The following is a 19,814-nucleotide window of genomic DNA, read 5'->3' as shown; positions in this document are numbered from 1 at the left end:
TCTCCGTACTGGTCGTCGAGGATCAGGCAGTCATGCGCGCTGCTCTGGTGACGGAACTTCGCCAGGCCGGCGTGACCCAGGTGCTGGAAGCCGAAAACGGCCGCACCGCGCTGGCACTGTTTCGCAGCGAAAGACCCGATCTGGTGCTGCTGGACATCCGCCTCCCCGGCGAAGACGGCTACTGGGTCGCGCGTCAGCTGCGCGAGGCCGAGCCCGGGGAGTGGACCCCCATCATCTTTCTCTCCGGCCTGGACAATGATCTTGACGTCTGGCGCGGCATTGAAGCGGGTGGCGACGACTATCTGGTCAAACCCGTCAAACCCATTGTGCTGGTCGCCAAGCTGCGCGCCATGCGCCGCCTGCTGGACATGCGCCGCCGCCTGGTCACGGTCTCTGCAGAGCTGCATCTGGCGAATCAAAAGCTCAACGAAATGGTGGAGCTCGATGCGCTCACGGGTCTGGTCAATCGCCGGGGCCTCGATCGCATGCTGCATGCCGAAATTGCTGCGGCAAGGCGCGAGAGCAGGCCACTGACGCTGATGCTTTGCGACCTCGATCACTTCAAGCACTTCAACGATACCTACGGCCATGTCCAGGGTGACGAATGCCTCAAGCAGGTCGGGCGTCTGCTGCGCGAAGTCTGCGTGCGCCCGCGCGACATCGCCGCACGCTACGGCGGTGAAGAGTTTGCCATGATCCTGCCCAATACCCCGCGCTCCGGCTCGATGACCTTCGCACGCGCTCTCGGCCAAATGCTCAAGTTCCTCAAGATTCGCCCGCCAGGAGCCGCCGAGGATATTCCGCTGACCCTCTCCGGCGGCATTACCACCTGCATTCCCGACGAGCACACCAGCGCCGAATCCATGCTGATGCGGGCTGACGAAGCCCTGTATGCCGCCAAGTCTCAAGGGCGCAACCGCTTCTTCAGCTTCGAGATGCAGATGGACACCATAGAGCAGAGACAGATCTAGCAGTCCGCCAGGCAGCGTTGCGGCACGGCCTACCCAATCGACACTTACCAGCTCCGCTCTCAAGAGACGCTAGGATTGGCGCATTGTCCTGTCAGCCCTTCGGGGCTGACCTCTGCCGTTTTTCTCGAGTGACTGGTTATGCGTCGTCTTCAAATGCGCCTGCCCGATTGGATGCAGGACTGGCTTGAAATCCTGATTCCCGGGGTTCAGATCTTTCTCATCATCCTGGTGGCCTGGCTGATCAACTGGCTCATCAAGCGCATCATCTCGCGCGCAGGCAAGGCATATGACCTGCCTCATGAGCTGCTCATGCCGCTGCGCGGCGTGTTTCGCTGGATCATCATCGCCGCCGCCATACTGGCGATTCTGGAGCGCCTGGGCATGTCGGCTACCGTGCTCTGGACGGCTTTCACCGGCTTTGCCACAGTGGGTGCCGTTGCCTTCTTCGCAGCCTGGAGCGTGCTCTCCAATCTGTTTTGCGCGCTGCTGATCGTTACCGTCGGTCCCTTCCGCCTGGGCGACTATATCGAGGTGCTCGACACTGCCGAGAAGCCTGGCGCCAAGGGCCGCGTGATCGATCTCAATATGCTCTACATCACCTTGCAGGATGACAGCGCACCGGCAGGCATGCCCAATCTGCTGCAGATTCCCAACTCACTGATCTTCCAGCGTGTCATTCGCCGCTGGAAAGGCGGGATGCCGATGGTGACGGAGAACACGCCGGCCACCAGCCAGGAAGAAGCGTGCGCCGTGGCAATCACGACTCCTGGCGGCAGCGCCGCTGCCTCGGGCTGAGAGCGGCTGAGACCCGGCCTCCATGCAAAAGGGCTTCCTGAGAAGCCCTTTTTTGATTCCATCAAGGCAGACGCGGCCTGACCTTGCTCGCAGCCAGCTTGGCATTCACACGGGCCTGCTCCACATCGCTGGCGCGCGCCAGGGCCACGCCCATGCGACGCTTGACAAAGCTCTCGGGCTTGCCGAAGAGGCGCAAATCGGTGCCAGGCACTGCCAGGGCTTGCTCCACACCATCAAACACCAGGCCTTCGGCATCCTGACCGCCGTAGATCACGGCACTGGCTCCGGGGTTGCGCAGGCTGGCATCCACAGGCAGACCCAGAATCGCGCGGGCATGCAACTCGAACTCGCTTTGCCACTGCGTGCACAGCGTCACCAGACCTGTGTCATGAGGGCGTGGCGAGACTTCGCTGAACCAGACCTGCTCACCCTTCACAAACAGTTCCACGCCAAACAGACCCAGGCCGCCCAGGTCGTCGGTGACGGCCTTGGCAATCTGGCGCGATTTCTCCAGCGCTGCTGGATGCATGGGGTGAGGCTGCCAGCTTTCCACATAATCGCCGGCCTGCTGGACATGACCCACGGGGTCGCAGAAATGGGTTTCGATCTGGCCATCCGCGCCCTTGGCGCGCACGGTGAGCTGGGTGATTTCGTAATCGAAGTCGATAAAGCCTTCGACGATCACGCGGCCCTTGGCGACACGGCCGCCGGCCATGGCGTAATCCCAGGCCTTGGCCACATCGGCCGGGCCGTCGATCTTGCTCTGGCCCTTGCCCGAGCTGCTCATCACAGGCTTGACCACACAGGGGTAGCCGATGGCGGGCTGGCCGTCGCTGCCGTCGATCGCGGCCTGCAGCTCGGCCAGGGAGTCGCAGAAACGATAGGGGCTGGTGGGCAGGCCCAGGGTTTCAGCAGCCAGACGGCGAATACCTTCACGGTCCATGGTCAGACGCGCGGCGCGGGCCGTGGGAATGCAGGTGATGATGCCTGCGGCCTCCAGCTCTTCCAGCATGGGCGTGGCAATGGCTTCTATCTCGGGCACGACCAGATCGGGCTTGACCTCTTCGATCAGCGCCTTGAGCTGGGCCGGATCGCTCATGGTGATGGTGCGCGCATGGTGGGCCACCTGCTGGCCAGGCGCGTTTTCATAACGGTCCACAGCAATGGTTTCCACGCCCAGGCGCTGCAGGGCAATCAGCACTTCCTTGCCCAGTTCGCCGCTGCCCAGCAGCATGACTTTGGTGGCATTGGGGGAGAGAGGGGTTCCTAGGGTGGTCATGGTTGCATCCTGCATATATGGGGCCAAGCACCCGATCATAGGCGAGCAGGTAACCCTTTCCTGGCTGCGGCTTGGCAATTCAGCCGCTTTCAGCGCCGAGCTATGAAGCGCATGGCGCGGCTGATTGAAGATTCAGTGCGGCATCGGCGAGTAATGCTCGATGCGGCAGGCACCGCGATTCTTGCATTGCCCGTCCAGATAGCGGTAGCGTACCGTCACGGCTGCGCCAGGACTGGGCCACTGCCTGCGCGGCAGCTCGCTTTGATAGTCCACCGTTTCTGGCCTGAAGCTCAGCGCCGTGCCCGGTTGCGGACACTCGGCATCGCCGCTGGCTTTGGCTTCGAGCACGCGGGTCTGCAACGCACGACCACCGCTTTGCTTTTCTCGCACCTGCACCTTGAGATCGCAGATCTGCCAGTCAGCAGCCTGGACGGCAGCGGCGCAGGCGGTCAAAGCCGCCGCGATCAGAATTCGGAAAAGAGTCATCTGCCTACCTGCAAGCGAGTGGTGTTCATGGCTTTTAAAACTATCACATTGATAGCAAAAAAGCCTCCATAAAAATGGATTGAGGCCAATTTCATGGAAATATCCAGATGACATCAATGCGTCAGACCGACGGCCTTGCCCCCACGCTGCGGAATACTTCCCGCGTCGAACCGCATCTCGGAAGTCCAGACCGCATCGTCCCAGACCCAGGGGCTGCTGGCCTGCTCCAGGCCGAGCACATGAACGCCGCTCAAGTCCTTGACGCGTTCCTTGAGCCAGTCGATCTGATCGCTGCGCACAAATACCAGGCAGGCGATCTCCCAGTCGGGCTGCGTGATGCCCAGGCCGTGCAGCTGCGAAAGCAGCGGGGCATACCATTTCTCGACCCGCTCGTTGAGACGGTTGACCAGCGCCAGCGGATAGCCGGAAGCCGATACCTCGACCACATAGACCTGGCGACGAGCCGGGCGCAATGCCACGAAGGCCGGGCATTGCCAGCCATCGGCCACCTCGTACTTGGGGGCCACAAAAGTCTCACCGTTGGCCGTGAGCAGCTGCATCACGGCTTCTTCATGTCGGTCCATGCTGAATTTCTCCGGCGCGCCGAAAGTGCGCGCAGGCTCACACCTTAGCGCAGCTCAGGCCTCGCCGAAGCAAATTCCGATATCGCGCGCCATGGTCAGCAGCGGGCTGTCCAGCGGCACGGTGCGCTGGGTATTGGCCACATCGGCAATCGCCACACTGCCGATGCGGCCGTTCTGCAGCGTGACCATATGGCCCAGCTGGCCGCCCAGCACCAGTTGCGCCGCATGGTGGCCGAACTGCGTGGCCAGCACCCTGTCAAACGGCGTCGGATCGCCGCCGCGCTGCACATGGCCCAGCACCGTGGTGCGCACCTCGCTCTGGAGATGGGGTTGCAGGCGCTCGCGCAGCACATGGCCGACGCCGCCCAGGCGCACGGGGTCGGGACTGTGCGCAATCCGTTCACGCACCGTCAGGCTCTGGCCGCTTTCCTTGGCCCCCTCGCCGATACAGATGATGGTGTAGCGCTGACGCCGCTCACGCTCCTGACAGACCTTGATGATGGACTGCAGGTCGTAATCGATCTCGGGCAGCAAGATGATGTCGGCGGCACCGGCGATACCGGACTCCAGCGCCAGCCAGCCCGCGTGGCGGCCCATGGTCTCCACGATCATCACTCGGTGGTGGCTCATGGCCGTGCTCTCGATGCGGCGCAGGCTTTCGGTCACCGTGGCCACGGCCGTATCGAAGCCGAAGCTGCGCTCGCAGTTGGCAATGTCGTTATCGATGGTCTTGGGCACCCCCACGCATTGCAGGCCGACCTGTGCCAGGCCGTGGGCCAGACTCATGGTGCCGTCGCCGCCGATGGCGACCACCACATCCAGTGCCAGCGCCTTGACATTGCGCCCCACCTGGGCCAGCGTGGCCGCATCGCGCAGCGGGTTGGCGCTGTTGCTGGTGCCCAGGATCGTGCCGCCAATATGCAAAATGCCGCTGACCTCGTCCCAGCTCAGAGCTCTGACGCGCGGGCTCGCATCCATCAGCCCTTCAAAGCCGTCGGCAATGCCCAGCACCTCGCACTGGCCATGGTTGATCAGGGACTTGGTGACCGCACGGATCACCGCATTGAGGCCGGGGCAATCGCCGCCACCGGTCAGCACACCAACGCGCATGGGCTCGCTCTCCAAAGATTCTCGAGTGCACATCATCCCACGAGAAAGTCGCTGCCAAAGCCTCCCAGGCCTGCACCGCAGTTGAGACTGCTTGTCCCCGACCCCACCTGCTTCAGCGGCTCTAGGGCAGTACAGCCTCCCGGACCTCTTGCTGCGGCTGCAGCAACCAGCGGGCTGTGTGGAATTCCGTCACGCTGTCGCGGTGGGCCACCGAGACCAGCGCCCCGCCTCTGCCCTGCACCAGCTGCACCAGCCGGCTGTAGATCTGTGCTTCGGCAGCATTGTCCAGTGCACTCGTGGCCTCGTCCGCAAACACCCAGGCCGGACGCTTGAGCAAGACTCGCGCCACGGACAGCCGCTGCAGCTCTCCCCCCGACAGGCTGCTGTTCCAGGCCGCCTGGCTGTCCAGCCGCTCCTGCAGCTGCGGCAGCTGCGCCTCGCGCAAGACCTGCTTGAGCTCGGCGTCGCTGTAGCTTGCCGCCGGCTCCGGATAGGCCAGGGCATCGCGCAGGCTGCCGTCGGGAAAATAGGGGCGCTGAGGAATGAACATCGCGTCCAGAGGCCGCTGCACCTGGCCTCGCGCATAGGGCCAGATGCCAGCAAGCGCCCGCAGCAAGGTGGACTTGCCGCTGCCCGAAGGCCCGCTGATCAGCAACCTCTGGCCCGGCCGTATCTCAAGGCTGGCATCCGTCACGATGCGACCGCCTGCGGGCAGGAACACATCGAGAGCCCGGGTCTGCAACTGGGCCGACGGCACGAGCTGCACACCGGCCTGACTGTCTTCCTGCTCGCGCAAGCTCTCGTCAAATCCCGCCAGACGCTCAGTCGTGGCCCGCCAGGCAGCGATATCGGAGTAGTTGTTGACGATCCAGCTCAGCGAATCCTGCACCTGATTGAAGGCGGAGCCTATCTGCATGAGCTGACCCAGCTGGATGGCGCCGCTGAAAAAGCGCGGCGCCGCAATGATGAAAGGGAAGACCACCGCGGCCTGGCCGAAGAAATTGGTAAACCAGCCCAGGCTCTTCTGCTTCTTGATCAGGTTCAGGTAGTTGCTCAGAGCGTCGCCAAAACGCAGGCCGATCTGCGCTCCCTCGACGCGCTCGCCACCGTCCAGGGCGATGGCTTCGGCATGCTCGCGCACGCGGATCAGGTGGTGGCGGAAATTGGCCTCCAGCTGCTGCTGACGGTTGTTGAGACGGACCTGAGGCTTGCCGATCCAGAAGGTGATCGCACTGCCGACCAGACAATACAGTACCGCCATCCAGACCATGAAGCCGGAAATCTGCAGCTGTCCGCCGCCGAACAGGGCCGGCAGACCGATATCGACGACGGAACTCAGGCTCCACAGAATGCCGACGAAGCTCACAAAGGTGACGGCCGCATTCAGCAGCCCCATGGACAGCGACACGGTATAGGTGGTGAAGAGATTCAGGTCCTCCTGAATCCGCTGGTCGGGGTTGTCGGGGGCCTTGGCATTGCCGTCCACGCCATAGCGCCCCAGCTCCAGCCGGTAGAACGCCTTGGCCGACAGCCAGCGCTGCAATATGTGCTCGGTCAGCCAGCGCCGCCAGTTGAGCTGCAGCAACTGCGTCAGATAGAACTTGTAGACCGCGATGACGATATACACCAGGGCCAGCCAGAGAAAGCGCCATAGCTGCTGCCAGAACACCTCGGCCTGCTTGTTCTGCAATGCGTCGTAGAACACACGGTTCCATTCATTGATCTGCACCAGCATGAACACTGCGGCGAGATTGAGGCCTACGATGGCGGCCAGCAGCCCCCAGGCCCTCCATTTCTCCTTGGACTGGAAATAGGGCCGGGTCAGGGTAAAGGCCTGGCGCAGCACGCCTGGCCGGTGTTTGCAGGACTCAAGTCCCGGGCTCTTGGAATTCATGCAGGCTTTCGGTGATTCATGAACAACTGGCGCAGCGGTGATGCCGCTGCCAGGCTTCTGAGCACACCCTAAGCCGGCTAGCTGAGGCCAGACTTAAATGCCGGCAGCGCCCTGCCCGGCCTTCGAAAGACATAAAAAAATCCGCTGCCCTTGCGTCAAAGGCAGCGGATGGCGGGGTCGGCCCAGTACCGCCTAGGGCAACAGATCCAGCGCCTGCAGATAGGCCGGCTGGCGCATCAGATCCTCCCAGGCCTGGGGTTCGGTATCGGGCAGCAACGAGACACGGCGCGATTCGGAGTCGATATCGGGCACCCAGCGGCCATCGCGCAGCGCAGCGTCCATGCCGTCCAGCAACTCATCCACATGCTCGCCCAGACCCAGGCTCTGGTTGCACAGCAGCACCATGTCGCAGCCCGCATTCAGGGCCGTCAACGCAGCATCGGTGTAGCTGATGAGCTCGCCACCGATACGGCGCGCGCCCTCCATGCTGAGGTCGTCGCTGAAGATGGCACCGTCATAGCGCAAGCGGGCACGCAGGATGTCCTTGAGCCATTTTTCGCTGAAGCCTGCCGGGCGCTTGTCCACCTTGGGGTAGATCACATGGGCAGGCATGACGGCGGTGAGCACGCTGGACAGCCAGGGATAGGGGGCAGCGTCTTCGTCGAGAATGGCCGTCAGGCTGCGCTTGTCGACGGGAATGTCCACATGCGAGTCCGCCTTGACAAAGCCGTGACCGGGGAAATGCTTGCCGCAGTTGCCCATGCCGGCCTGCAACAGGCCGTGCATCAGGCTCCTGGCCAGGGCTGCCACCACGCGCGGGTCGCGGTGAAAGCTGCGGTCACCGATGACCGAGGATTCGCCATAATCCAGATCCAGCACGGGCGTGAAGCTGAAATCCACACCGCAGGCGCGCAGCTCCGTCCCCAGCACATAACCGGCGGCCGTGGCGGCGTTCATGGCACGCATGGCGCCACTGCCTTCGCGGTACTTCCTGCCCTTGCCGCCGTCATCCATCCACATCTCGCCAAAGGCGCGCATCGGCGGAATATGCGTGAAGCCATCGGTGCGAAAGCGCTGCACGCGGCCGCCCTCATGGTCCACGCTGATCAGCAGGTCGGGCTTGACGGCCTTGATATCGGCGCACAGCTGGACCAACGCGCTGCGGTCCTCCCAGTTGCGCTTGAAGAGAATGATGCCGCCCACCAGAGGATGGGCCAGGCGTGCGCGGTCCACATCGGTCAGCGATGTACCTGCAATATCGATGATGAGAGGGGCGTGCATGCTCATGATGTACTTTGTTTTTGATAGCTACTAGCGCTTATCCATTGAGCGCTAGCACCATATTTCATTATTTTCTTTCGACCACGCAAAAGCTGGCTGCATAGTCGGACTCATCGGTGACTGAAAGATGGGCCGTCAGATTGTTCTTCTCAAACCATTCCTTGAGTTCGCCATGCAGACGAATCGCAGGCTGGCCGCTGGGCAGCTTGATGACTTCGCAATGGCGCCAGGTCATGGGCATGACCATGCCCATTCCCACGGCCTTGCTGAACGCTTCCTTGGCAGAAAAGCGCGTGGCCATATAGCGGATGCCTCGTTCGGGCCAGCGCTCGCTGCGCGCCTTCCAGGTCGCCAATTCGCCATCGGCCAGAACCTTGCGGGCAAAACGCTCGCCATGCTTTTCCAGGCTTGCGCGTATGCGGCGCACATCGCAGATATCGGTGCCGATGCCGTAGATCATCCCTGGCTCCTTATAGAGAAAAATGCTGCAAGCGCTTATCTACCAAGCGTTGAAAGCTATATTTTCAGGACTTCTTCTGTGCCATGCCAGAGTCGATGCAGGCCTGGTAGGCCTTGACGGTCTCGGCATAGCCCAGCTCCAGTGCATCGGCGATCAGGGCATGGCCGATGGAGACTTCGGCCAGACCGGGCACCCGGGCTACAAAGACGGCCAGATTGTCGCGGTTCAGGTCATGGCCGGCATTGATGCCCAGGCCCGCATCCAGCGCGGCCTGGGCGGCCATGGCATAGGCTTGCAGTTGCTGCTCCTGCCCGGACTTGCCCCAGTTGGCGGCAAAAGGCTCGGTGTAGAGCTCCACGCGGTCGGCGCCGACGGCCTTGGCAGCCGCCATCTGCTCGGGAATGGGGTCCATGAACAGGCTCACGCGCACGCCCAGCGCCTTGCATTCGGCAATCAGCGGCTTGAGGCGCTCGGCATCCTGGGGAAAGCTCCAGCCATGGTCGCTGGTGAACTGGTCTTCGCTGTCGGGCACGAAGGTGGCCTGATGCGGACGCGTCTGGCGGATGAAATCCATCAGGTTCTGCGTGGGATTGCCTTCGATATTGAATTCGGCCTCAGGCCAGTTCTTGAGCAGCTCGTGCAGCTCGAACACATCCTGCGCACGGATATGGCGCTCATCGGGACGCGGGTGAATGGTGATGCCCTGCGCTCCCGCTTCAAGGCAGATCTGCGCCGCACGCGTCACCGATGGAATGCCCAGATGGCGGGTATTGCGCAGCAGCGCCACCTTGTTGACATTGACCGAAAGCGCGGTGCGGGGGGAGGCAGAGGTATTCATAGCGATTGCAGATCCATCATCAGCTGGCGGGTGCGCAGCATGGTTGAGCCGCAATGGTATTGCAGAAGATGGCGCAATTGCGGCTTCAGGGCCTGGGCCACTTCGGGCTCGGCCAGCGCGTTCAGGGTTCGCGGAAATGGCTGCTCGGCCTGCAGCGCCAGCTCTATGCCCTGCCACTGCAGGCCGGTCAGCGCCGCGCGTTCGTAGCCTGCGGCCTGGCGCAGGCCACCGTCGGCCACCAGGGTGTAGCGAAAAACACTGTTGACCTGGCTGAGTGTGGCGCTTTCCTGCCTCAGATCGGGCAGGTGACCGAGTTCGCGCAGCAGCACCAGCTCGAAGGCGCGCAGCACGGGTTCGATGGCCTCGGTAGTGCCGCCATGCTGGCCTGCCAGCACGCGCACCACACCGGCATAGATGTCGAACAGCGCCGCATACGGATCATCGCGCGCCAGCAGGCGCAGCAGCAGCTCGTTCAGGTACATGCCCGACCACAGTGCATCGCCCTGGGGCATGACATGGCCGCCCGCCCATTCCGCGCCCTTGAGCGTGTGAATCTCGGCATTGCCCTCCGCACCCAGCGTGTAGCTGAGCTTGAGCGGCTGCAGCGGCAGCAGCACGGGGCGAAAGTTGGAGGTATGACGCTTGACTCCCTTGGCCGCGAGCGCCACGCGCCCGCGATGGCGCGTGAACACCTCCAGGATCAGGCTGGATTCGCTCCAGTCGTACTGGTGCAGGATATATGCGGGTTCGTCGCCGACGCGTTTGGCGCTAGCCATGAATTGCTCCGTACCACAACAAAAATGTGAAGGGGGCGGTTTTGCCGCCGGGCCGCCCCAAGGCAAAACCCGGCCTAAGCCGGGTCAGGGTCCCCTCGGGGGCAGCGAGCACACGCAGTGAGCGAGCGTGGGGGTCAAAAAAGTTTACTCGTAGCCGAAGGATTTGACCCGGGCCTCGTCATCGGCCCAGCCGGACTTGACCTTGACCCAGACTTCCAGGAACACCTTGGCGTTGAGCAGCTTTTCCAGTTCCTGGCGGGTTTCGGTGGAGATGCGCTTGAGGCGCTCGCCGCCCTGGCCGATCACCATGGCCTTGTGGCCGTCGCGCTCGACCACGATGGTGGCGGCAACGCGCATGAAGCGACCGAACTTGGGGCTGGGCTCCTCCTCGAACTTGTCGATGACCACGGTGGAGGTATAGGGCAGCTCGTCGCCCGTGAAGCGGAACAGCTTCTCGCGCAGGGTCTCGGAAGCCAGGAACTTCTCGCTGCGGTCGGTCAGTTCGTCCTCGCCGTAGAACCAGGGCTGCTGCGGCAGGTATTTGGCGCAGATGCCATACATGCGCTCAATATCCTTTTTGTTCTTGGCCGACATGGGCACGAACTCGGCAAAAGGATGGCGCTCCTGCATATCGCGCAGCCAGGGAGCGATCTCGGCGCGGCGACCCACGGTATCGAGCTTGTTGGCGATCAGGAGCGTGGGAATGCCGGGCTTGAACAGGCTCAGCACCTTGGCATCGGCCAGCGTGAAGCTGCCCGCCTCCACCACGAACAGGATCAGGTCCACATCTCCGATGGCGCCCATCACGGTCTTGTTGAGCGACTTGTTCAGGGCGGTGGAATGCTTGGTCTGGAAGCCGGGGGTATCCACAAAGACGAACTGGGTCTCGTCCTTGGTGCGGATGCCGGTGATGCGGTGGCGCGTAGTCTGGGCCTTGCGCGACGTGATGGAGATCTTCTGGCCCACCAGTGCGTTCATCAGCGTGGACTTGCCCACATTGGGCTTGCCGACGATGGCGATCAGGCCGCAGCGCTGCTCTTCGGGCGCGTAGACGCGCGCCGGAGCCTCCTCTTCCTGGTCGCGGATGGCGGTCGGCGTGCTGCCGGGCTTGGCAGCAGCCAGCATGGCGCTGATGTAGTCCAGGCTGGGGTCGCTGATATCGGTAGTCACAGACTTGGGGCCTTTTTGGCCCTTGGCTTTTTCTGCACCTGCGGTGCCCGCTATCTTTTTCTTAGCAGCATCGGTCATGGATTTTTGGCTTTCACTTTTTCCAGCAAGGCAGCGGCGGCTGCCTGCTCGCCCATGCGACGGGATGCTCCCGAGCCCTGGGCGCTGATATTCCATTCGGCAATCGTGCACTCGACCTTGAAGGTCTGCTTGTGCGCCGCGCCACTGATTTCCACCACATGGTATTGCGGCAGCTTCATGCGCTTGCCCTGTAGCAATTCCTGCAGTGCGGTCTTGGGGTCTTTGTCGGCCGCACGCATATGGGGGTTGATGTCCACGCCCTCGAAGAGGTGGTGGACGACTTTCTCGCCTGCGGCAAAGCCGGCATCGAGGTAGACGGCACCGATCAGCGCCTCCACGGCATCGGCCAGGATGGACGGGCGCTGCTTGCCACCGGACTTGGCTTCGCCCTCACCCAGGCGCAGCAAATCAGGCAGCTGCAGCTTCAGCGCAATCTTGTGCAGCGTGCCTTCCTTGACGAGATTGGCCCGAACACGCGAGAGATCGCCTTCGGGCATGGAAGCCAGCTTGGCATAGAGCAAGCTGGAGATGGCCAGACTGAGCACCGAGTCGCCCAGAAACTCCAGTCGCTCGTTGTTGTCGGCCGAAAAGCTGCGGTGCGTGATGGCACGCTGCAGCAGCGCCGGGTTGGCAAATTGATGTTGCAGCCTTTGCTGCAGAGCGACTAGAGCAGGTTCCACCTGAAAGGTCTATTTCTTGAAACGGTAAACAAGGTAGGCAGGGCCTGCCAGATGAATCTCACGGGAATACTCGAAGCCCACGACGATCTTGTCGTTGACCTTGGTCACGTTCAGATCGTTGCCGGAGATGGACTTGAAATCATCAATGGAGGCCGAACGATCGAAGCTGGCCTTGACTTCGGCAACGGTACTGCCTTCAGCGGCGGCCTTGTTGGCCGCCTTGGTGATGGCCTGGTACTCCAGGAAGACGGGCACCGATTGTGCGCCAATTGCGGCAACCGCCACGATGATGGCCACGAGAAACACCAGACCGATGAAGGACAGACCACGCTGCCTGGAGCGCGATGCCAGATTTTTCATGCTTTTCCCCTCGCAAGTCGGGCATGTTCCTGCCCGTGTATCCCAGAAAAATGACGAAACGATTGCCAATGCTCAGTGGAAACGGCCGATACGGCCCAGATCACCGAAGTTCATCCAGACAAAGAATGCCTTGCCCACGATGTTCTGGTCCGGCACAAAGCCCCAGTAGCGCGAATCCAGCGAGTTGTCGCGGTTGTCGCCCATCATGAAGTAATGGCCTTCTGGCACCTTGCAGGTCACGCCTTCAACGCTGTAGCGGCAGTTTTCCTTGAAATCGAAGTTGCTTGCCCCCTGAATGAAGGCCGGCACATCGTTGTTGACGATGGCGCGGTGCGCCTGCTCGCCCAGAGTTTCCTCGAACTGCTTGAAGTAGCGCATCACGTCACGGTCCAGAAAGTCCGGCAGCTCGCGCGTGGGCAGCTCCTTGCCGTTGATGCTCAGACGCTTGTTGATATAGGCCACTTCATCGCCGGGCACGCCCACCACACGCTTGATGTAGTCCAGCGTGGGCTGGGGCGGGTAGCGGAACACCATCACATCGCCACGCTGGGGCTTGTTGCCTTCGGTGATCTTCTTGTTGATCACGGGCAGACGGATGCCGTAGGTGAACTTGTTGACCAGGATCAGATCGCCCACCATCAGCGTCGGAATCATGGAGCCCGAGGGAATCTTGAACGGCTCGAACAGGAAGGAGCGCAGCACGAAGACGATGGCGATCACCGGGAACAGACCGGCGGTCCAGTCCAGCCACCAGGGCTGCATGAGAATGCGACCCTTGGCGTCTTCGGAGACTTCGATGTCAGTCTTGGCAATGCCCATGCGATCCAGCTCGGCGCGGCGCTCGACGGCGGCCTGCTCCAGCGCAGCCGCAGCCGCGCGGCGCCGAGGCCAGAAGTAAAAGCGCTCGGCCAGCCAGTACACGCCGGTCACCACGGTTGCCAGAAACAGCAGCAGCGCGAAGTTGCCCTCGATGGAGCCGGTGTACCAGGCCGCGATATAGCCTACAAAGGCCGCCAGGATGGCGGCCGTGATCCACTGCATGACTTGCATCAATCCTCCACTTGCAGAATGGCCAGGAAGGCTTCCTGCGGCACTTCCACCGAACCGATCTGCTTCATACGCTTCTTGCCGGCCTTCTGCTTTTCGAGCAGCTTGCGCTTACGCGTGATGTCGCCGCCATAGCACTTGGCCAGCACGTTCTTGCGCATGGCCTTGACGGTTTCACGCGCAATGATGTTGGCACCGATGGCAGCCTGGATGGCCACATCGAACATCTGACGGCTGATGATCTCGCGCATCTTGGCAACCACGGCGCGGCCGCGATACACGGACTGCGAGCGGTGCACGATGATGGACAGTGCATCCACCTTTTCGCCGTTGAGCAAGATATCGACCTTCACCACGTCGGACGCGCGATATTCCTTGAACTCATAGTCCATGGAGGCATAGCCGCGCGAGACGCTCTTGAGCTTGTCGAAGAAGTCCAGCACGATTTCGCCCAGCGGCATCTCGTAGGTCAGCATGACCTGACGGCCGTGGTATTGCATATTCATCTGCACGCCACGCTTCTGGTTGGCAAGCGTCATCACCGGGCCCACATAGTCTTGCGGCATGTAGAGGTGCACGGTCACGATGGGCTCGCGGATTTCCTGGATGCGGCCGACATCGGGCATCTTGGACGGATTTTCCACATCGATCAGCTCGCCATCACCCTTGACCACCTGGTAGACCACGCTGGGGGCCGTGGTGATCAGATCCTGGTCGAATTCACGCTCCAGACGCTCCTGCACGATTTCCATGTGCAGCAGGCCCAGGAAACCGCAGCGGAAGCCAAAGCCCAGAGCCTGCGAGACTTCGGGCTCGAACTGCAGTGCCGCATCGTTGAGCTGCAGCTTTTCCAGAGCATCGCGCAACTGGTCATACTCACTGGCTTCGGTGGGGTACAGACCCGCAAACACCTGGGGCTTGACCTCCTTGAAGCCAGGCAGGGGCTTGTCGGCAGGCCCCAGATTGTTGGGCAGCTTTTTTTCCAGCGTGATGGTGTCACCCACCTTGGCGGCCTTCAACTCCTTGATGCCGGCAATGATGTAACCCACCTCACCGGCCCTGAGCACGTCGCGCGGCTGGTTGGCAGGAGTGAACACGCCGATGCTGTTGGCTTCATAGGCAGCACCGCTGGCCATCATCTTGAAGCGCTCGTTCTTCTTGAGTTCGCCATCCACCACGCGCACCAGCATCACGACGCCCACATAAGGGTCGAACCAGCTGTCCACGATCATGGCGCGCAGAGGGCCATCGGGATTGCCCTTGGGGGCCGGCACCTTGGCCACGATGGCTTCCAGAATCTCGTCGATGCCCATGCCGGTCTTGGCCGAACAGGGAATGGCGTCGCTGGCATCGATACCGATCACGTCCTCGATCTCGGCCTTGGCATTCTCGGGATCGGCCTGGGGCAGGTCCATCTTGTTGAGAACGGCGAATACCTCCACGCCCAGATCAAGCGCCGTGTAGCAGTTGGCCACGGTCTGGGCCTCCACGCCCTGGGAGGCATCAACCACCAGCAGACCGCCTTCGCAGGCGGACAGCGAACGCGAGACTTCATAGGAGAAGTCCACGTGACCGGGGGTGTCGATCAGGTTCAGGTTGTAGACATTGCCGTCCTTGGCCTTGTACTGCAGGGCCGCGGTCTGGGCCTTGATGGTGATGCCGCGCTCTTTCTCGATGTCCATCGAGTCCAGCACCTGGGCTTCCATATCGCGTTCGGCGAGGCCGCCGCAGCGCTGGATCAGGCGGTCCGCCAGCGTGGACTTGCCATGGTCAATGTGCGCAATGATGGAGAAATTACGGATGTGATTCATCAACGAGAAAGACAGCTTGGAATTGAAAAAAGTGGCCTGCAGCAGCAAGAAAAAAGGGCGCGTCCCTCAAGCGGCGCGCCCTTAACCAACAATCTCTGGCAACTGCGATAGTTGGGACTTTATTGTAGGCAAAACTGGCCGCAAGCCAAGACCCAGCAAGGCTTGACAAGTTTCGGTTTGTGATCTTCGAATTCATTTATCAACAAATTATCCACAAACCAGAAAACACCGTTTAGCCATCAGCAGCCGGAGATTGCAAAGGCTTTTGCACCGCTTGAAAACCGCCTGTCAGCGTGATTTTTTGCGTCCAACCACCATGCATTTGCGTGGGATTCTACCCAATGGCATAGGGGCACTGACAGGCTGAGGGCTTGTTGTCATTTCAGATCACGAAATGGCAACAAGCCCATGCAGGCTTTTCACCACAGTTATTTGGCAGGGCGAATCAACACATACTGCGCCCAGTCACCACGGCGCACCAGCACATTGACGGGTTTGGACTTGTCGGCCTTGGCCCAGGCGGCCTCGAAGCTCTTGAGATCCGAGACTTCCGCATTCGCCAGTTGCAGGATCACATCACCTTCACGCAGGCCGGCACGGGCTGCGGCATCCACCGCAGCCGACACGCGCACGCCGCCCTTGATGGCCAGCTCCTTCTTCTGCGCAGCCGTCAGCTCGCTCAGCGTCAGACCCAGCGACTTGTTCTCCAGCGTGCCGGATGGAGTCTTGCCTGCACCGCCGCTGCCAGCCTTGGTCTTGGCAGATTCGTCGGAAGGCACTTCGGCAATCACCATGCTCAACTCCTTGAGCTTGCCACGGCGCAGCACGGTAATGCTGCTCTTGGTGCCGGGCTTGGTATTGCCCACCAGACGCGGCAGATCGGAGACCTTCTCGATGGCCTTGCCATCGAACTTGGTGATCACGTCGCCCGCCTCCACACCGGCCTTGGCCGCAGGAGAGTCCGGCTCGACGGCCGACACCAGGGCGCCTTCTGGCTTGCCCAGGCCTATGGACTCGGCCACATCCTTGGTCACGGGGCCGATCTGCACGCCGATACGCCCGCGCGTGACCTTGCCGGTGGCGCGCAGTTGATCGCTGACACGAATCGCTTCATCCACGGGAATTGCAAAGCTGATGCCCATGAAGCCACCCGAGCGCGAATAGATCTGGCTATTGATCCCCACCACCTCGCCGCGCATATTGATCAGCGGTCCGCCCGAGTTGCCGGGATTGATGGCCACGTCGGTCTGGATAAAGGGCAGATAGTCGCCGGTATCGCGCTGCTTGGCCGAGACAATGCCGGCAGTGACCGAATTTTCGAGCCCGAAGGGCGAGCCTATCGCCATGACCCACTCGCCCACGCGCAGCTTGCTCACATCGCCGATCTTGACTGCGGGAAGCCCTTTGGCATCGATCTTGACCACGGCCACATCGGTACGCTTGTCTGCGCCGACTATCTTTGCCTTGAACTCCCGCTTGTCGGTCAGCGTGACGATGACCTCATCGGCGCCATCAACCACATGGGCATTGGTCATCACATAGCCGTCAGCCGTGAGGATGAATCCGGAGCCCACGCCACGTGGCTGCTCTTCCTCGGACTGACCGCCCTTAGGCGAGCGCTGACGCGGCACATTGGGCACGGGAAGGCCGAAGCGGCGAAAGAACTCCAGCATGTCTTCATCCATGCCCAGAGCTTCGGCGCTGTTGTTGGAGACCTTCTCCAGCGTTCGAATGTTGACCACCGAAGGACCGACCTGATCGACCAGATCCGTGAAGTCCGGCAGGCCGCGCGCCGTTGCAGCACTTTGGGCATGAGCAGCAGTAACCGGCAGCATGCCTCCTGCGATCAGGGCCGCGATCGCCATCGAACTGGCAATGGCTGTAGCCGAAACACGGGATTTGAGCGTCATCCAGGCTGGTGTGCGCATCGTTTTTATTCCTTGTTCGAGTCGTCGGACAGAACGGGTCGCCAAATCAGACCCATGAGAGAAAACAGGTGAGAGCATTGAAGCGCATTCTGGCAAAAGCCGCCATCGACCGAAAGCGCTCCGGCCCGTCAAATTGGGCACAGATAAAACAGTATCTGCGCCCAACTGATCCTAAATCAATAGCTGCGTACGCAAGCAGCATAAAAGCCTAGGCTTGAAACCATGCATTTCAGGCCTAAGACTGCTGTGCGAAGAAGCATCAATGGCGGGTAGCCGTGGCAAAGCCTGCATTGCGCAAAAAGCTGGCAGGCATCTGCAGATTGGGCGCGCTGCTTTGTTGAGGGTGAGAAGCCAGCAGCTCGTCCAGACGCGGATCACGCAGCATCACGGTCTGGCCGTTGGGACCAGCAACTGCCACCACGGTGGAAGACTGGGCTTCCGAACCCAAGGGCATGGCCGTCTCCTCACTGCCAGAAACAGGCTGGCTCAAGCCCAGCGATGCGGCAGGCGCGGCGGCCACCACGGCATTCGGGCTGAGAGCGGCGAGTTGCGCCCCACCCTGGCGACCGTACAGCCCCCCCGAGCCTGCAAGCATGACTCCCCAGCCAACGGCGGCCACGGCTGCAACCGAGGCAAAGCCGGCTGCCATCTTCCAGCGAAAGACCGATGCATTGGCCGCCTGACGGGCAGGCAGGCTGACCACCGTTGCGCCGTTGCCCAGTGCCTGGCCCCGCTCCTCGGCTGCAGTGATCTGCTCCAGACCGCCCAAGCCCAGGGAACTGGCCACATCTGCGGTCACTCCGGGCAGATGGATGCCGCGGATCGGCTCGCGCTCCATATGGGCGCGCACGCCGCTCAGAATATCGTGCTGGCTGTGATGGGCCAGTTCGGGAGAACGCAGCACATCGCCAATCAGGTGATACATGGCCCAGGACTGCCGGCCTTCGTCGCTTTCCGCATAGGAAAGCACGGCCTGCATCCGGACCGAGGAGGCTTCGCCATCCACCAGGGCCGACAACTGTTCCTGCTTGATCAGATCGTCATTCATGAAGTTCACCTGCTCGTCTTGCCTGTACTACCAACGCTTTCCACCCTGGCGCTCCAGCAGGGGCTTGACCCTGGCCGAAATCGCTTCGCGTGCCCGAAAGATGCGCGAGCGCACCGTGCCTATGGGGCAGTCCATCGCCTGCGCGATTTCCTCATAGCTTAGCCCCTCGATTTCGCGCAGCGTGACCGCCTGGCGCAAATCCTCGGGCAAAGCTTCCATGGCGGCATTGACGGCTTCGGCAATTTCACGCGCCGCCAACACTGTTTCCGGGGTTTCCTGAGTCGTTAGTTCCTGTCTGTGAACAGAAGTTTCATCCTCATCGTCCCCAGTGTGTAACGCGCTCTCGGTCATCACCGGCGAGCGATGCATTTCCATCAAGGCCTTCTTGGCCGTGTTGACGGCAATGCGGTACAGCCAGGTGTAGAACTGGGCCTCGCCGCGAAACTGGTGCAAGGCCTTATAGGCGCGGATGAAGGTTTCCTGCGTGATGTCGGGCACCAGATCGACATCGCGCACCATGCGGCCCACCAGACGTTCGATACGACGCTGGTACTTGATGACCAGCAGCTCAAAAGCCCGCGTGTCGCCAGCATTGGCTCGTTCGACCAGAGCCAGATCGCTGTCGGCAGAGGGAGTGGGAAAATCGGGAGGTGTCATGAAAGGCCAAGCGGCGTGCTGCCATAACCGGCGAAGGCCTAGCCTTGCTCTGCCAGCGGCACGATGGAGGAATATACCGCACGCCGCAAGTCTCCCCACTGCTCAGGGCTGTGTCGCTGAGACAAGAAAATCCATAGCACCTTGCGCCTGTCGCCCTTGGTCCTGAACACCAAAACATCCGAAACACTGAGCCAAAGCCAGTGGCCACCATCAAGCCCCACCGCCAGCCGCACAGGCAGTGACCGAGCGGTTGACAGGTTTTCGGCCTCCAGCATCCAATGCTCACCATTCCAGAGCAGACGTCCTTGCGGCCAGTTACGCCACTGTCCGCAAAGCAGCACCGCAGTCAGGATCAAGGCGGGTAAAGCCAGCAACACCTGCAACCAGCCCGATTGGACGTGCAGGCACCAGACCAGCAGGGCCATCAGCAATACTATGCCGGTCAGCAGCAGCACCCCTCCGGCCCAGCCAGGCCGGAAGAAGACATAGGCAACGGCAGGAGCATGGTAGCGGGCACTCATGGGCTGACCATGTGCGAAAAACCGGCTGCCGCAAAGCTAG

Annotated in this window: 20 protein-coding genes; 2 read left to right on the top strand and 18 right to left on the bottom strand. The window is 61.6% G+C overall.

Annotated elements, in window-relative coordinates; genetic code table 11:
- Window positions 1-32: 32 nt before the first annotated feature.
- Window positions 33-971, top strand: coding sequence for a diguanylate cyclase domain-containing protein (locus tag NOX35_RS05870; RefSeq protein ID WP_003064229.1), 939 nt, complete (start codon window positions 33-35; stop codon window positions 969-971).
- A 138-nt stretch (window positions 972-1,109) separates the two neighbouring features.
- Window positions 1,110-1,766: a mechanosensitive ion channel family protein gene (locus NOX35_RS05865; protein ID WP_182285969.1), complete on the top strand. Its 657-nt coding sequence runs from the start codon at window positions 1,110-1,112 to the stop codon at window positions 1,764-1,766.
- Between the two features lie 61 nt (window positions 1,767-1,827).
- Here NOX35_RS05865 and purT read toward each other — a convergent pair whose 3' ends face one another.
- From purT to NOX35_RS05775, 18 genes are all read right to left on the bottom strand, one after another.
- Entirely contained in the window at window positions 1,828-3,045 is a 1,218-nt protein-coding gene (gene purT / locus NOX35_RS05860) for a formate-dependent phosphoribosylglycinamide formyltransferase (protein ID WP_182285967.1), read from the bottom strand.
- A 132-nt stretch (window positions 3,046-3,177) separates the two neighbouring features.
- Window positions 3,178-3,531, bottom strand: a complete 354-nt coding sequence (locus NOX35_RS05855) for a hypothetical protein (RefSeq protein WP_182285966.1) — start codon at window positions 3,529-3,531, stop codon at window positions 3,178-3,180.
- Between the two features lie 113 nt (window positions 3,532-3,644).
- Entirely contained in the window at window positions 3,645-4,115 is a 471-nt protein-coding gene (locus tag NOX35_RS05850) for a hypothetical protein (protein ID WP_003057958.1), read from the bottom strand.
- Window positions 4,116-4,169: 54 nt separating this feature from the next.
- Complete coding sequence (locus tag NOX35_RS05845; RefSeq protein WP_003057959.1) at window positions 4,170-5,225, bottom strand: 6-phosphofructokinase; 1,056 nt, start codon at window positions 5,223-5,225, stop codon at window positions 4,170-4,172.
- Window positions 5,226-5,346: 121 nt separating this feature from the next.
- Window positions 5,347-7,119: an ABC transporter ATP-binding protein/permease gene (locus NOX35_RS05840; RefSeq protein ID WP_182285964.1), complete on the bottom strand. Its 1,773-nt coding sequence runs from the start codon at window positions 7,117-7,119 to the stop codon at window positions 5,347-5,349.
- A gap of 192 nt (window positions 7,120-7,311) precedes the next feature.
- Window positions 7,312-8,406, bottom strand: a complete 1,095-nt coding sequence (nagZ, locus tag NOX35_RS05835; RefSeq protein ID WP_182285962.1) for a beta-N-acetylhexosaminidase — start codon at window positions 8,404-8,406, stop codon at window positions 7,312-7,314.
- A gap of 61 nt (window positions 8,407-8,467) precedes the next feature.
- Entirely contained in the window at window positions 8,468-8,860 is a 393-nt protein-coding gene (acpS, locus tag NOX35_RS05830; protein ID WP_256496058.1) for a holo-ACP synthase, read from the bottom strand.
- Window positions 8,861-8,924: 64 nt separating this feature from the next.
- Window positions 8,925-9,698, bottom strand: coding sequence for a pyridoxine 5'-phosphate synthase (locus tag NOX35_RS05825; protein WP_256496056.1), 774 nt, complete (start codon window positions 9,696-9,698; stop codon window positions 8,925-8,927).
- Window positions 9,695-10,474: a DNA repair protein RecO gene (gene recO, locus NOX35_RS05820; protein ID WP_182285959.1), complete on the bottom strand. Its 780-nt coding sequence runs from the start codon at window positions 10,472-10,474 to the stop codon at window positions 9,695-9,697. Before recO ends, NOX35_RS05825 begins: the two co-directional genes overlap by 4 nt.
- Window positions 10,475-10,618: 144 nt before the next feature.
- Window positions 10,619-11,722 carry a GTPase Era gene (era, locus tag NOX35_RS05815; protein WP_003057966.1) on the bottom strand — a complete coding sequence of 368 codons (1,104 nt, stop codon included), beginning with the start codon at window positions 11,720-11,722 and terminating at the stop codon, window positions 10,619-10,621.
- Entirely contained in the window at window positions 11,719-12,402 is a 684-nt protein-coding gene (gene rnc / locus NOX35_RS05810) for a ribonuclease III (protein ID WP_003057967.1), read from the bottom strand. The genes era and rnc overlap by 4 nt, the downstream gene beginning before the upstream one ends.
- Window positions 12,403-12,411: 9 nt before the next feature.
- Entirely contained in the window at window positions 12,412-12,762 is a 351-nt protein-coding gene (locus NOX35_RS05805; RefSeq protein ID WP_034378690.1) for a DUF4845 domain-containing protein, read from the bottom strand.
- Window positions 12,763-12,834: 72 nt separating this feature from the next.
- The gene (lepB, locus tag NOX35_RS05800; protein ID WP_182285957.1) at window positions 12,835-13,812 is read right to left on the bottom strand and encodes a signal peptidase I; all 978 of its coding nucleotides are present in this window, start codon (window positions 13,810-13,812) and stop codon (window positions 12,835-12,837) included.
- Window positions 13,812-15,620 (bottom strand): translation elongation factor 4, encoded by a 1,809-nt coding sequence (gene lepA / locus NOX35_RS05795; RefSeq protein ID WP_182285955.1) that lies wholly within the window; start codon window positions 15,618-15,620, stop codon window positions 13,812-13,814. Before lepA ends, lepB begins: the two co-directional genes overlap by 1 nt.
- Before the next feature lie 428 nt (window positions 15,621-16,048).
- The gene (locus NOX35_RS05790) at window positions 16,049-17,548 is read right to left on the bottom strand and encodes a DegQ family serine endoprotease (protein ID WP_182285953.1); all 1,500 of its coding nucleotides are present in this window, start codon (window positions 17,546-17,548) and stop codon (window positions 16,049-16,051) included.
- Between the two features lie 259 nt (window positions 17,549-17,807).
- Window positions 17,808-18,596: a sigma-E factor negative regulatory protein gene (locus NOX35_RS05785; protein ID WP_182285951.1), complete on the bottom strand. Its 789-nt coding sequence runs from the start codon at window positions 18,594-18,596 to the stop codon at window positions 17,808-17,810.
- A gap of 27 nt (window positions 18,597-18,623) precedes the next feature.
- Window positions 18,624-19,253 (bottom strand): RNA polymerase sigma factor RpoE, encoded by a 630-nt coding sequence (rpoE, locus tag NOX35_RS05780; RefSeq protein ID WP_003064186.1) that lies wholly within the window; start codon window positions 19,251-19,253, stop codon window positions 18,624-18,626.
- Between the two features lie 38 nt (window positions 19,254-19,291).
- Window positions 19,292-19,774, bottom strand: coding sequence for a hypothetical protein (locus tag NOX35_RS05775; RefSeq protein WP_256496053.1), 483 nt, complete (start codon window positions 19,772-19,774; stop codon window positions 19,292-19,294).
- Window positions 19,775-19,814 lie beyond the last annotated feature (40 nt).

The sequence above is a fragment of the Comamonas sp. C11 genome (genome assembly GCF_024496285.1).
Lineage (GTDB): Bacteria > Pseudomonadota > Gammaproteobacteria > Burkholderiales > Burkholderiaceae_C > Comamonas > Comamonas testosteroni_F.
The sequence above is the reverse complement of the archived record's forward strand: the minus strand, read 5'-3'. Positions and strand labels throughout refer to the sequence as shown.